The 12157-nt window shown below is 72.2% G+C and carries 11 protein-coding genes; 5 read left to right on the top strand and 6 right to left on the bottom strand.

Going from position 1 to position 12157, the window contains the following annotated elements; genetic code table 11:
• Window positions 1–12: 12 nt before the first annotated feature.
• The 3 genes from ABD999_RS10600 to ABD999_RS10590 are packed head-to-tail and all read left to right on the top strand — an operon-like array spanning window position 13 to window position 2061.
• Window positions 13–804, top strand: a complete 792-nt coding sequence (locus ABD999_RS10600) for an enoyl-CoA hydratase/isomerase family protein (RefSeq protein ID WP_271276814.1) — start codon at window positions 13–15, stop codon at window positions 802–804.
• A 43-nt stretch (window positions 805–847) separates the two neighbouring features.
• The gene (gene fabG, locus ABD999_RS10595; protein ID WP_271276813.1) at window positions 848–1603 is read left to right on the top strand and encodes a 3-oxoacyl-ACP reductase FabG; all 756 of its coding nucleotides are present in this window, start codon (window positions 848–850) and stop codon (window positions 1601–1603) included.
• Window positions 1603–2061 carry a MaoC family dehydratase gene (locus ABD999_RS10590; protein WP_271276812.1) on the top strand — a complete coding sequence of 153 codons (459 nt, stop codon included), beginning with the start codon at window positions 1603–1605 and terminating at the stop codon, window positions 2059–2061. The genes fabG and ABD999_RS10590 overlap by 1 nt, the downstream gene beginning before the upstream one ends.
• Window positions 2062–2111: 50 nt before the next feature.
• Here the strand turns inward: ABD999_RS10590 and ABD999_RS10585 are convergent, their stop codons facing one another.
• The 3 genes from ABD999_RS10585 to ABD999_RS10575 form a co-directional block, all read right to left on the bottom strand.
• The gene (locus tag ABD999_RS10585) at window positions 2112–3113 is read right to left on the bottom strand and encodes an LLM class flavin-dependent oxidoreductase (protein ID WP_219542896.1); all 1002 of its coding nucleotides are present in this window, start codon (window positions 3111–3113) and stop codon (window positions 2112–2114) included.
• Window positions 3114–3122: 9 nt separating this feature from the next.
• Window positions 3123–3992: an amidohydrolase family protein gene (locus ABD999_RS10580; protein WP_271276811.1), complete on the bottom strand. Its 870-nt coding sequence runs from the start codon at window positions 3990–3992 to the stop codon at window positions 3123–3125.
• Window positions 3993–4064: 72 nt separating this feature from the next.
• Window positions 4065–5261, bottom strand: a complete 1197-nt coding sequence (locus ABD999_RS10575) for an acyl-CoA dehydrogenase family protein (protein WP_148035436.1) — start codon at window positions 5259–5261, stop codon at window positions 4065–4067.
• Between the two features lie 136 nt (window positions 5262–5397).
• Between ABD999_RS10575 and ABD999_RS10570 the strand changes: the two genes are divergently transcribed.
• Window positions 5398–6351 (top strand): MaoC family dehydratase, encoded by a 954-nt coding sequence (locus ABD999_RS10570; protein WP_261808944.1) that lies wholly within the window; start codon window positions 5398–5400, stop codon window positions 6349–6351.
• 55 nt (window positions 6352–6406) lie between these two features.
• Window positions 6407–7153 carry a GntR family transcriptional regulator gene (locus tag ABD999_RS10565; RefSeq protein ID WP_271276810.1) on the top strand — a complete coding sequence of 249 codons (747 nt, stop codon included), beginning with the start codon at window positions 6407–6409 and terminating at the stop codon, window positions 7151–7153.
• Between the two features lie 283 nt (window positions 7154–7436).
• Here the strand turns inward: ABD999_RS10565 and ABD999_RS10560 are convergent, their stop codons facing one another.
• The 3 genes from ABD999_RS10560 to ABD999_RS10550 all read right to left on the bottom strand — a co-directional run bounded on the left by ABD999_RS10560 (window position 7437) and on the right by ABD999_RS10550 (window position 12086).
• On the bottom strand, window positions 7437–11129 hold the full coding sequence (locus ABD999_RS10560) for an AAA family ATPase (protein ID WP_271276809.1): 3693 nt from the start codon (window positions 11127–11129) through the stop codon (window positions 7437–7439).
• 100 nt (window positions 11130–11229) lie between these two features.
• Window positions 11230–11424 carry a CsbD family protein gene (locus ABD999_RS10555; RefSeq protein WP_271276808.1) on the bottom strand — a complete coding sequence of 65 codons (195 nt, stop codon included), beginning with the start codon at window positions 11422–11424 and terminating at the stop codon, window positions 11230–11232.
• Window positions 11425–11546: 122 nt separating this feature from the next.
• Window positions 11547–12086: a DoxX family membrane protein gene (locus tag ABD999_RS10550; protein WP_271276807.1), complete on the bottom strand. Its 540-nt coding sequence runs from the start codon at window positions 12084–12086 to the stop codon at window positions 11547–11549.
• Between the last annotated feature and the right edge of the window lie 71 nt (window positions 12087–12157).

Raw genomic sequence — 12157 nt, 5'->3', positions numbered from 1 at the left:
AGGGACACGAGCATGACGTACGAGACCATCAAGGTGGAACGGCACGGCCGCGTCGGATGGCTGATCAACGCCCGCCCCGGCGTGCTGAACGCGATGAACAACGCGATGCGCGACGAGCTGGCCGAGGCCTGGCTTGAGCTGGACCGGGACCCGTCGGTCCGGGTGATCGTGCACACCGGTGAGGGCCGTGCCTTCCAGACGGGGGCGGACCTCGCGGAGATAGCCGGTGACGGTGTGGGCATGCAGCGCTACCAGGACAGCCTGATGAACTTCGACCTGCACTTCACCTCCTGGCACCAGAACGTCTCCAAACCGGTCATCGCCGCCGTGAACGGCATCTGCGCCGGCGGCGGGCTGCACTTCGTGGCCGACGCCGACATCGTGATCGCCGCGTCCGACGCCACGTTCTTCGACCCGCACGTGAGCGTCGGCCAGGTGACCGCCATCGAGATGATCGGGCTGGCCAAGAAGATCCCGTTCGAGGCGGTGATGCGGATGGCGCTGGTCGGGTCGCACGAGCGGATGCCCGCCCAGCGCGCCCTCGAACTGGGCCTGGTCAGCCAGGTCGTGGACCCGCCGGAGCAGCTGCGCGAGGCCGCGCAGGAGCTGGCCGAGAAGATTGCCCGCAACTCCCCCGCCGCGATGGCCGCCACCAAGAAGGCCCTGTGGGCGGCGCTGGAGCTGGGGCTGACGGACGCCTGCAAGGTGGGCACCCAGCACCTCGTGGGCATGTGGGGGCATCATGACCAGAGCGAGGGCCCCCTCGCCTTCGTCGAGAAGCGCGAACCCCGCTGGGCTGAGTGAAGCACGAGCACGATCGACCCGCTGGGCTGAAAGAGAGAAGAGGATGGGTATGGAGATGAACCTGCTCGAAGGCCGCGCGGCCGTGGTCACCGGCTCGGCGCAGGGCATCGGCCTGGCGATCGCGACGGTCCTGGCCCGCCACGGCGCGTCCGTGGTGGTCAGCGACGTCAACGCGGAGGGTGCCAAGCAGGCGGCCGCCGACCTGGAGGCCCAGGGCCTGAAGGCGGTCGCGGTGCCGTGCGACGTGACCGACGAGGCGGCCGTCGAGGCGCTGGCCGACGCGTGCAAGAACGCCTTCGGGTCGCTCGACGTCATGGTCAACAACGCCGGCATCACCCGCGACGCCACGATGCCGAAGATGACCCTGGAGGACTTCAAGAAGGTGGTGGACGTCCACCTGACCGGGGCCTGGCTGGGCACCCGGGCCGCGGCGCGGATCATGCGGGAGCAGCGGTACGGCGCCGTCATCAACATCTCCTCCATTTCCGGAAAAGCCGGAAACTTCGGGCAGACGAACTACAGCTCCGCCAAGGCCGGCATGATCGGCCTCACCAAGGCCTCCGCCCGCGAGCTCGCCCGCCACCAGATCCGGGTCAACGCCATCCAGCCCGGCCCGATCCGTACGGCCATGACCGCCGGCATGCCGCCCGAGGCGCTGCAGAAGATGCTCGACAACATCCCGCTGGGCCGCATCGGCGAGCCGGAGGACATCGCCAACGCCGCACTCTTCCTGGCCTCCGACCTGTCGTCGTTCATCACCGGCATCACGGTGGAGGTCGCCGGCGGGAGGCACATGTGATGCGCGTCTTCGAGAACCTCGCCGAGTTCACCGCGCAGGCCGGGCGGACGCTCGGCACCAGTGACTGGCTGGAGATCGGGCAGGAGCGGGTCGGCACGTTCGCCGACGCCACCGGCGACCACCAGTGGATCCACGTCGATCCGGTACGGGCCGCCGAGGGGCCCTTCGGCACCACGATCGCGCACGGCTACCTGTCGCTGTCGCTGCTGCCGGTCCTGGTCGGCACGATCTACCGGATCGAGGGCCTGCGGATGTCGGTCAACTACGGGCTGAACAAGGTGCGCTTCCCCAGCCCGGTGCCGGTCGGCTCGCGGGTGCGGGTCACCACCGAGCTGCGGGAGGCCAAGGAGTCCAACGGCGGCGTCATGGCCGTGCTGGGCTCGACGATGGAGATCGAGGGCGGGACGAAACCTGCCTGCGTGGCCGAGACGATCTCGCTCTACTACCCGCAGAGCTGAAAGGGGCCCGCCCCCTCCGGAGCGCAGTAACCGGAGGGGGCGGGCGTCGGCTACCAGCTCTTGAGCGTCGGCAGCACGCGGTCGGCGAACCGCTTGAGGTCCTCGTACGCCTCCTCGGGCGGCGTGCCGCCCGCCGGGCCGGAGTGCACGATGTCGGTCAGCGGCAGGCCCTTGACCAGGCCCTCCAGCGTCCCGATCACGGTGTCGGCGTCGCCGATGATCTCGTAGTCGCGGTAGGCCTCGGGGGTGGGTGCGAGACCGTACTGCAGGTCGGGGTCGCCCATCTCGTCGCGGATGCGCCGGTAGAAGTCCCAGCGCTCGAAGATGAGGTCCTTGCGGCGCTCCCAGACGGCGTCGGGGTTCTCGTCGGTGACGGTGATCGCCCACGGGTTCGACACCCGCACCTGGTCGCGCTCGACGCCGGCCTCGGCCAGGCCCTCGAAGTAGGCCTGGTGGAACTCGGGGTCCACGGAGGCGCCGTGCAGGTTGGCGCCCATCCTGCCGGCGCGGCGGGCGGCGGGCGGCGCGGTGGCGGCCACCCAGAGCGGCGGGTGCGGCTGCTGCAGCGGCGCGGGGGCGACGGTGACGTCCTTGAGGTCGTAGTAGCGGCCGCTGTAGCTGAAGGGCCGCTGGGTCCAGGCCAGCTTGAGCACCTCCAGGCCCTCCTGCATGCGGGACGGCCTGGTCTTGGGCGAGTAGCCGAGCGCGTGGTACTCGGCGGCGCTGTGGCCGGAGCCGACCGTCACGTCCAGCCGGCCCTCGGACACGTGGTCGAGGACCGCCGTCTCCTGCGCCAGCATGGCCGCGTGGTGCAGCGGGAGGATGTAGACGTACGAGCCGATCCTGATGGTCCTGGTGCGCTCCGCCAGCATGGTGAGGAAGATCGGCACGGACGGCGCGTACCCGTCCGGCTGGAAGAAGTGCTCCTGCACCATGACGTAGTCGAAGCCCATGGCCTCGGCCTCGCACATGAGGTGGAGGCAGTCCTCCCAGTGGTCGCGCCACGGCCGCCCGTGCGGGTTGCGCATGTCCATGGTGAATCCGACGTGCACGGTCTCTCCTCAGATCCGGTAGCGGCGCTCGGCGTTGGCGGCGAACACCCGGTCGCGCTCGGCGGCGGTCAGGTCGCCGGTGGCGCCCAGGTAGGCCTCGGCGACCTTGTCGTAGCCGCCGAAGAGCGAGTCGACGGGGAAGTTGCTGCCGAAGAAGGAGCGGTCGACGCCGAAGACGTCCAGGCATGCCTGGATCCACGGGCGCAGGGTCCCGGCGTCGAGCGTGTGCAGGCTCATGGGCAGGCCGGAGATCTTGCAGTCGACGTTGGCCAGCGAGGCGAGCCGGGTCAGGCCCTCGCGCCAGGCGGTGAACTGGTCGGGGTCGCCGCCGTCGGGCCAGCCAGCGTGCTCCAGCACGACGGCGAGGCCGGGGAAGTCGCGCAGCAGCGGCAGCCAGCCGTCGACCTCGCCGGGGTGGATGACGACGTCGAAGACGTGGCCGCCGGCGTCGAGCAGCTCGGCCAGCCGCCGGGTGACCGGGTCGGCCGGGTCGAACCCGTACAGCACCCTGATGCCCCTGAACAGCGGGCTCTTGGCCTGCTCGGCGAGGTCGGCGGCGACGGTCTCGGCGTCCGCGCCCGGCTCGACGGCGCCGATGACGGCGCCGACCAGGCCGTGTTCGGTGGCGACCCGGTCGAGCCAGCGGGCCTCGTCCAGGTGGGTGCCGGGGGCCGTGACGGCCGAGACGTGCACGGCCTTGACCACGTCGAGGCCGGAGCCCGCGGCGTCGGCCAGGTAGTGCTCAGGCAAGTAGTCGCGCCGCAGGCCGGCCATGTCGCCGATGCCGAAGTCATCGGAGTCCTCGGGCGGGTCGAGGGCGGGATACCACTTGTGCTCGGTCAGATGCCACAGGTGCATGTGGCTGTCAACGAAGCGCACCGGAGGCCACCTCACTTGAATCATTACAACAATAGCTAAGATACCGTCTCAGCTGGGCCCCTGTCCACGACATCACCCGGGCAGCCCGTACTCCTCCAGCAGCCGGCGGCCGATGATCATGCGCTGGATGTCCGCCGTGCCCTCGCCGATGAGCAGCATCGGGGCCTCCCGGTAGAGGCGCTCGATCTCGTACTCGGTGGAGTAGGCGTAGCCGCCGTGGATGCGGAAGGACTCCTCCACGACGTCCCGGCAGTATTCGGAGGCGAGATACTTCGCCATCCCCGCCTCCAGGTCGTTGCGCTGCCCGGCGTCCTTCTTGCGCGCGGCCATGACCATCATCTGGTGCGCGGCCTCGACCTTGGTGGCCATGTCGGCGAGCCTGAACTGCACCGCCTGGTGCTCGGCGATCCGCTTGCCGAACGTCCGGCGCTCCTGCGCGTAGCGGACCGCCAGCTCGAAGGCGCGCAGCGCGACCCCGCAGCCGCGGGCGGCGACGTTCACCCGGCCGACCTCGACGCCGTCCATCATCTGGTAGAAGCCGCGCCCGGGGGTCCCACCCAGCACCTGCGAGGCGGGGGCGCGGTAGCCGTCGAAGACCATCTCGGTGGTGTCGACGCCCTTGTAGCCCATCTTCGAGATCTTGCCGGGGATGGTCAGCCCCGGCTCGACCTCGCCGTATCCCGGCTCCTTCTCGACCAGGAACGTGGTCATGTTCCGATAGACCGAGTCCGCGCCCTCGTCCGTCTTCACCAGCACCGCGACCAGGTTGGCCGTGCCGCCGTTGGTGAGCCACATCTTCTGACCGTCGATCACGTACCCGTCGCCGTCGCGCGCGGCCCTCGTCGTGATCGCCGAGACGTCCGACCCGCAGCCGGGCTCCGACATCGAGAACGCGCCGCGCACCTCGCCGGTGGCCATCCGCGGCAGGTAGTGCCGCCGCTGCTCCTCGGTGCCGTGCTTCATGATCATGTACGCGACGATGAAGTGGGTGTTGACGATGCCCGACACGCTCATCCAGCCCCGGGCGATCTCCTCCACGGCCAGGGCGTAGGTCAGCAGCGACTCGCCCAGCCCGCCGTACTCCTCCGGGATGGTCAGCCCGAACAGCCCCATCTCGCGCATGCCTTCGACGATCTCCTGCGGGTACGCGTCCTCGCGCTCGAGACGCTGGGCCACGGGCAGGATCTCCTTGTCCGCGAACTCCCTGACCGTGCGGAGAATCTCCCGCTGCACGTCGGTGAGTCCGTCGGTCTGCGCGAGCCGTCCCATGCGTACCTCCTCGTCGATTTGTACGGCCATATTTATGACACATGCCCGGTACGCGTCACAAGGGCGGGTTGACAGCCACGCGGCGGGCCGGTTTTGATTTGGCCGTATATTTCCGCACGAGAGCAGGAGACAGCCGGTGGCGATCGTGGACGGCCCGTACTTCGAGGACCTGCGCGCCGGGATGCGGTTCGACGGCGCCCCGGCCATCACGCTCACCGAAGGGCTGGCGGCGGCCCACCAGGCGATCGTCGGCTGCCGGCTGCCGCTGGCGCTCGACCACGGCCTGTCGCGCCGGGTCGCCGGCGCGGCCCTCGCCGCGCCCCACCTGGTCTGGGACGTCGCCATCGGCCAGTCCACGGTCGCCACCCACACCGTGGTGGCCAACCTGTTCTACCGAGGCGTGGTGTTCCGGCGGGCGCCCGCGATCGGCGACACGCTCACGACGGTGACCGAGGTGGCCGGGCTGCGGCAGAACTCGCGCCGCCCCGGCCGCGCGCCGACCGGGCTGGCCGCCCTCCGGATCAGCACCACCGACCAGGAGGGCCGCCCGGTCCTCGACTTCTGGCGGTGCGCGATGCTGCCGCTGCGCGACGGCGACCTCGACACCGGCCACGCCGAGGACCTGTCGGCCGTCGGCGCCGCGCCGGGGCACGACGAGCTGGCCGCGGTGACGGCCGGCTGGGACCTGTCCGCCCACCCCCAGGGCGGGGCGTTGAGCGCCGGCGACGTGTTCGAGGTGGCGGGCGGCGACGTGGTCTCGTCGGCCCCCGAGCTGGCCCGGCTCACGCTCAACGTCGCCAAGGTGCACCACGACGCGGCGGCGGGCGAGCGCCTGGTCTACGGCGGGCACACCATCGGGATCGCGCTCCACCAGGCCGTGCGGGCGCTGCCCTCGCTGGTCACCGTCGTCGGCTGGCACGGCTGCGACCACCTCGGCCCGGTGCGCGAGAACGACACGCTCACCAGCACCGTCGAGGTCGAGCGGCTGGACCCGCTGCCGTCCGGCACGCTGGCGCACCTGCGCTCGCGGGTCCGCGCCAACCGCTCCACCGACGTCCTCGACTGGCGTTTCGCGGCGGTGCTCGCGTGATCGGAAAGCCGGCGCGGGCCGGTAGGCTGCCGCGGGGTCGACGGGAGGTCGGGCGATGGCGAGCACCGGGCGCAGGGAGAGCAGCTACAGCGCGCTCGCCCGCGAGGTCCGCGGCGACATCCTGTCGGGCCGCTACGCGGACGGGCGGCGGCTCCCCACCGAGGCCGAGCTCGCCGAACGTCACGGGGTGAGCAGGCAGACGGTACGACGCGCGTTCCAGGACCTGGTCGCCGAGGGCCTGGTCTACAGGGTCCCCGGGCGGGGCACGTTCGCCAGCCCGCGCGAAGGCACCTACCTGCGCCAGTTCGGCTCGGTCGAGGACCTCATGGCGCTGTCGGTGGACACGCGGATGGACATCACCGTGCCGCTGCACCGGCGGGTGGACGTGGCGGCGGCCGGCCGGCTCCGGCTGGCCAGCGACGCCGTGAGCAGCCTGGCGTTCCGGCGGCTGCACGACGCGGTGCCGTTCTGCCTCACCACCGTGTTCCTGCCGCCGCACGTGGGCGGACTGCTACGGGACGTGCCGGAGCTGGCGGCCGAGGGAGCCACCAGCGCGTTCACCGTCATCGGGCTGCTCGACACCCGGCTCGGCGCGCCCATCGCGGAGGCCGACCAGAGCATCACCGTCGCCGCCGCCGACCCGGCCACGGCCCGCCACCTCGGCTGCGCCCCCGGCCACCCACTCCTGCGGATCGACCGCCTCTACCACGACACCGAAGGCACCCCGGTCGAGCTGGCGATCAGCCACTTCCTCCCGGAGCACTACTCCTACCGCACCCACCTCCGCCGCAGCATCACCTGACCCCCACAGCGTCACAGGCGCGGGTATTCGGGTCCTACCACCCACCTACGCCACCTGACCACCGCGCGTCACAGACGCCTAGTGACAGGGGGGTGTCGAGGTCCTACCCCACCCACCTGCACCACAGCATCACCTGACCGCCGCAGTATTACGGGCGTGGGTGCCGGGTTCTACCCCACCCACCTGCACCGCAGCGTCACCTGACCGCCGCAGTGTCACAGGCGCGGGTGCCGGGGTCCTGCCCCACCCACCTGCACCGCAGCGTCACCTGACCGCCGCGTCGTCACAGGCGCCAGGTGATGGGGGTGTCGGGTTGGTAGCGGCAGGTGGAGCCGGTGGAGACCGTGGCGCGGAGGTGGGCGGCCAGCTCGGGGTGGGCGCGGTCGAGCTTGCGCAGCACGTCGCGGATGCGGGCCGTGACCGTTTTGCGGGCGCGTTCGGCCTCGTCGCCCAGGCGGCGGGAGCGCCCGCCTAGGCCGGCCGCGCGGCGCAGCTCCTCCAGCAGGGCCGCGCGCTCGCCGTCGAGCTCGGCGGCCCGCCGGTCGTCGCCCAGCTCGGTCGCGCGGTCGATCTCCTCGTCCAGCAGGGTCAGGTGGTGCCGGTAACGGGCCTTGGCCTCCTCGTCGAGGACGTCGTCACCGCCCATCCGCCGGGCGGCCACCACCAGCTCGCCGCCCTCCGGATCGAGCAACCGTACGGCCGGCATGTCGGTCCCCGGGCTGCCCAGCAGCGTGTGCAGGTCGCGCAGCCCTTTCGCGTCGGGCACGTGCACCGCCCGCCCGGCGAACACCAGCGACCAGACGGCCCCCTCCCTGCTGAACCTCGGACCGCCACCTCCTGGGCCCCGACCCGCCGCACCGTACGCACCGTCGAACCCGACAGCCGCATCACCCGGCCCGACCCCAGCCACAGGGCGTGCACCCACCGAAGGACCCACACCCGAGCCCTCGGACGGCCCTGCCCGCGAACGGGCACTCCTCGACGAGTGCCCGCCCAGCACCGAACCGGCACTCCCAGACAGACCCGCGCCCGTGTCTTCACCGGCACCCCCGGATTGACCCGCGCCCATCACTTCACCGGTATCCCCCGACCGGCCAGCGCCCCTCACTACACCGGCACTCCCGGACAGACTCGCGCCCGTCACCTCACTGGCACCCCCTGACCGGCCAGCGCCGGTCACCTCACCGTCATCCCCCGACCGACCAGCGCCGGTTACCTCACCGGCGCCCCTTGACTGACCAGCGCCCCTCACTACATCGGCATCCCCGGACAGGCTTGCGCCCAGCAGCTCACCGACATCCCCTGACCGGCCAGCGCCCACCACCTCACCAGCCCCCGACCAGCCGGCGCCCAACACCCCACCGGCATCCCCCGACCGGCCAGCGCCGTCGGATTCGTCGGTGCCCGGCGGTGCCGGGGAAGCAGGGGTGGTGTCCGGGAGGAGGTCATGGACGCGGGCCGTCAGGTGGCGCATGCCCAGGGTCGTCGCCTCCTGGCCCGCGTGTTCCAGGAGGGCGCGGGCCGCGGGGAGGTCGCCCGGGGCGGCGCGGGACAAGAGAGCGTCGGCCAGGTGGACGCGGGCCAGCACCGACCACGGGCGGGCGCGCATGCGGTCGGCCGACCGCTGGGCGGCGGTGAAGCCGGCGATCGCCTCGTCCCAGCGCTCGTCGGCCGCGTCGATGAGCGCCAGCCACAGGTCGAACGGCCCGCTGACGTCCCAGCCCATGAGCGAGACCGCCCACCGCCCGCGGTGCGGCTCCAGCGCGGCGCGGGCCCGCGCGCACAGGTCGGGGTCGTGGGCCGCGGCCGCCGTCTCCGCCAGGAAGCGCAGCCACAGCGGCTGGGCGATGCGGTTGCGCGGCTCGCCCTCGGCCAGCCGGCGCAGCGCCGTGTCGAGGTCGCCGGTGTGGAGCGCGGTCAGGCCTTCCAGCAGGCCGGGGCAGAGGTGGCCGCTGCCCCGGAGCAGCCGGACGACCTCCTCCTGCTCGCCGAACCTGCCCTGCAGCGACAGGATCGACCACTGGTGGTGGAGGAGCATGTCGATGTAGTGGGGGTGTTTCCTGGCGTCGCTGTCGCGCACCTCGGCCAGCAGCTTCTCCGCCTCGGCCAGGCGACCGCCGAGCGCGGCGACGATGCTGGCGTCGACGGCGGTGTTGAGGTCGACGCTGGGCAGCTCGCTGCGCCGCCCTAGAGCCTGGTAGTCGTGGAACCGGTCGAGGTAGCCCGGGTCGCCCTGCTCGATCATGGCGACCCAGCGCAGCGCGGAGGCGAAGTGTTCGAGCTCGGGGTCGCCGGTGCGCCGGGCCAGGCCGATCAGCTCCTCCACCAGCCGCATCCGCTCTCCGGCGGTGTCGGGCCCTTTGAGGATGTCGTGGTGTGCCCAGAGGCTGAAGACCAGCGCGTCGTCGTCGCCGCCGGCGCGCGCCCGGGCAGCGAGGTGGAAGACGAGGTCGAGCGCGAGCCGGTCGTCGGGCGCGGCGCCGCCGACGAGCGCGGCGTGCGCCTCGCGGAGGTGCGGCAGCGCGTCGGACAGCCCGAACTTGCGCAGCCAGGTGAGCGCGACGCGGGTGAGCAGCTCGCGGTCGTCCAGCTCGCGGGCGATGGCCCAGGCCTCGCCGAACAGCCGCCGCGCGGTCTCGCGCTCGCCGACGTGGGACAGCTCGAAGCCGAGGCTGAGCGCCGCCTTGGCGCGGGTGCGGGGAGAGGTGGCGCGGCTCAGCTGGTGGGCACGGCGCAGGTGGCCGAGATGCTCCTCGGCCGCGATGCGGCGGCCGGCGTCGCGGGCGGCGGCGAGCTGGAGCTCGACCACCCGCTCGGGGTCGACCCGGTCACCGGCCAGGTGGGCGTGGCGGGCCAGGTGGCCCGGCAGCATCCGGGCGGCCAGGCCGGGGTCGCGGTCGACGGCGTCGACGACGGCGCCGTGCAGGGCGCCCGGGTCGTCGAGCGAGTCGTACAGGGTCTCGCGGACGAGGTCGTGGGCGAAGGCGAAGACCCCGCCGCCTTCGGCGGTCACCAGCTTGGCGACGACCGCCAGCTCCAGGAGCCGGTCGACGTGCGCGGTCGGCTGCCGGGCGGCGGCGGCCAGCAGCTGCCGGGGGAAGCGCCTGCCGAGCACGGCGGCGATCGGCAGCAGCCGCGAGACGGGCTCGGGCAGCAGGGAGAGCCGCCGCAGCAGGGCGTCGCGCACGCCCGGGGGGACGGCGCCGGCCGAGCCGCCGCTGTGCCACAGGCGGGCGGTCTGCTCGACGAAGAACGGGTTGCCGCCCGTGCGGACGTGGACCTCGGAGACCAGGTCGGGCGGCGGGTCGGCGCCGACGGTGCGGGTCATGAGCGCGGCCACGCCGGCCGCGTCGAGACCGGTGAGGGTGATGGTGGTGGCCTTGAGCGCGAGCGGTGACAACAGCTCGCGCAGCGGGTGGTCGGCGGCCTCGACCTCGGTGTCGCGGTAGGTGCCGATCAGCAGCAGCCGCTCGAACCAGGTCTGCTGGGCCGCGAACGCGAGCAGCCGCAGCGAGGCGGGGTCGGCGAAGTGGAGGTCGTCGAGGACGACGACCACCGGCTGCCGCTGCGCCAGCACCACCAGGGCGTCGGTGACGGCGTCGTAGACCTGGAAGCCGTCGGGCGCCGTCTCCCCCGCCGCGGCCTCGCCGAGCAGCACGGCCAGCACGTCGCCGGCGGACTGCCTGGCCTCCGCCCACCGCTCGGGCCCGGCGGCGCGGCGCAGGGCGCGCAGCGCCTGCACCCACGGCCAGTAGCCCGGCGCGCTGCCGGCCTCCCAGCAGGAGCCCGCCGCGACCAGCGCTCCCCTGCCGCGGGCCTGCGCCGCCGCGCTGCTGACGAGCGTGGTCTTGCCGATGCCGGCCTCGCCGGTGACCAGCACCAGCCCCCCGTGGCTGTCGATCACCCGGCCGATCTCGGCACGCAGCAGCCCGGCGGGGTGGTCCCTGCCGATGAGATCGCGTGCCGTCCCGTTCATGACACTGGCAACGTAGCCTGCCGCACCGACAGAATCCGGTCATGGGCAGGGCCGCCCCGGTCGATCCGGCGGCGGCCCGCGTGTCCTCAGTGCCGTGCGGTCAGTGCTTGAAGGCGTCCTTGACGTGCTTGGCGGCGTCCTTGGCCTTCTCACCGGCCTGCTTGACCTTGCTCTTGCTCTGGTCGGCGCGGCCCTCCGCCTCAAGACGCTCGTCGTCCGTGGCGCGGCCCATGCCTTCCTTGGCACGGCCCTTCATCTCTTCGGCCTTGTTGGAAATCTTGTCGTCGGCGCCCATGGCCGGCCCCCATCCTTCTCGATGAAAGAACTCCGGGCTTCCTCTATCCGAGGCCGCCACCGGGAAACGTCAAGGCGGAAGCCCGGCCCTCTGACGAGGACCGGGCTCCGGTGGGGAAGGGGTTACCTGAGTATCGGGTACCGCTGGACGATGGCCGTCTTGCCGAGGCCGAGGGTTTCGCCCGCGTTGGCCATGGCCAGACCGGCCAGGACGACGGTGTAGATGAGGTGCTCGTCCATGAAGGGGTTGGTGGTCAGGGGCAGCGCCGCCGCCCACATCATCACCATCATCAGGCCGCCGGCGACCGCCGCGACCCGGGTGCCGATGCCGAGCATGAGCGCGAGGCCGATGCCGAGGAGGCCGAGCATGAACAGCCAGTCGACCCAGGCGTGTCCGGCGAGTGCGGTGAAGAAGCCGCCGAGCGCGTTCTCCTCGGTGCCCTTCAGGAAGCCGGTGGTCGGGCTGCCGCCCGCCAGCCAGGCCTTCTCGGCCGTGGTGGCGAAGCCCAGGCCGAAGGTCTTGTCGAGGAAGGCCCACAGGAAGGTCCAGCCCAGTGCGATCCGGGCGATGGCCCACACGTAGTCGACGGGGCGGCGGGTGTGCGCCTCGGGAATCTGCACCGGGATCCTGCGTGCCGTGGGGCGGTCGTACGTGGTGGCCATGGCTCCTGTCCTTTCAGGGGTGCCTGCTGCTGGTTACAGTTCACCGCACCGGCGATCACGCGGGCAGAGCC

The organism is Nonomuraea ferruginea (assembly GCF_039540635.1).
GTDB lineage: Bacteria > Actinomycetota > Actinomycetes > Streptosporangiales > Streptosporangiaceae > Nonomuraea > Nonomuraea ferruginea.
The sequence above is the reverse complement of the archived record's forward strand: the minus strand, read 5'-3'. Positions and strand labels throughout refer to the sequence as shown.

What these genes read in the sequence shown, in the direction of transcription:
- ABD999_RS10555 (WP_271276808.1), bottom strand. Translation starts at nt 11,424, where the DNA reads ATGGGCGCCGACGACAAGATTTCCAACAAGGCCGAAGAGATGAAGGGC.
- ABD999_RS10560 (WP_271276809.1), bottom strand. Translation starts at nt 11,129, where the DNA reads ATGAACGGGACGGCACGCGATCTCATCGGCAGGGACCACCCCGCCGGG.
- ABD999_RS10590 (WP_271276812.1), top strand. Translation starts at nt 1,603, where the DNA reads ATGCGCGTCTTCGAGAACCTCGCCGAGTTCACCGCGCAGGCCGGGCGG.
- ABD999_RS10550 (WP_271276807.1), bottom strand. Translation starts at nt 12,086, where the DNA reads ATGGCCACCACGTACGACCGCCCCACGGCACGCAGGATCCCGGTGCAG.
- ABD999_RS10600 (WP_271276814.1), top strand. Translation starts at nt 13, where the DNA reads ATGACGTACGAGACCATCAAGGTGGAACGGCACGGCCGCGTCGGATGG.
- ABD999_RS10565 (WP_271276810.1), top strand. Translation starts at nt 6,407, where the DNA reads ATGGCGAGCACCGGGCGCAGGGAGAGCAGCTACAGCGCGCTCGCCCGC.
- ABD999_RS10575 (WP_148035436.1), bottom strand. Translation starts at nt 5,261, where the DNA reads ATGGGACGGCTCGCGCAGACCGACGGACTCACCGACGTGCAGCGGGAG.
- fabG (WP_271276813.1), top strand. Translation starts at nt 848, where the DNA reads ATGGGTATGGAGATGAACCTGCTCGAAGGCCGCGCGGCCGTGGTCACC.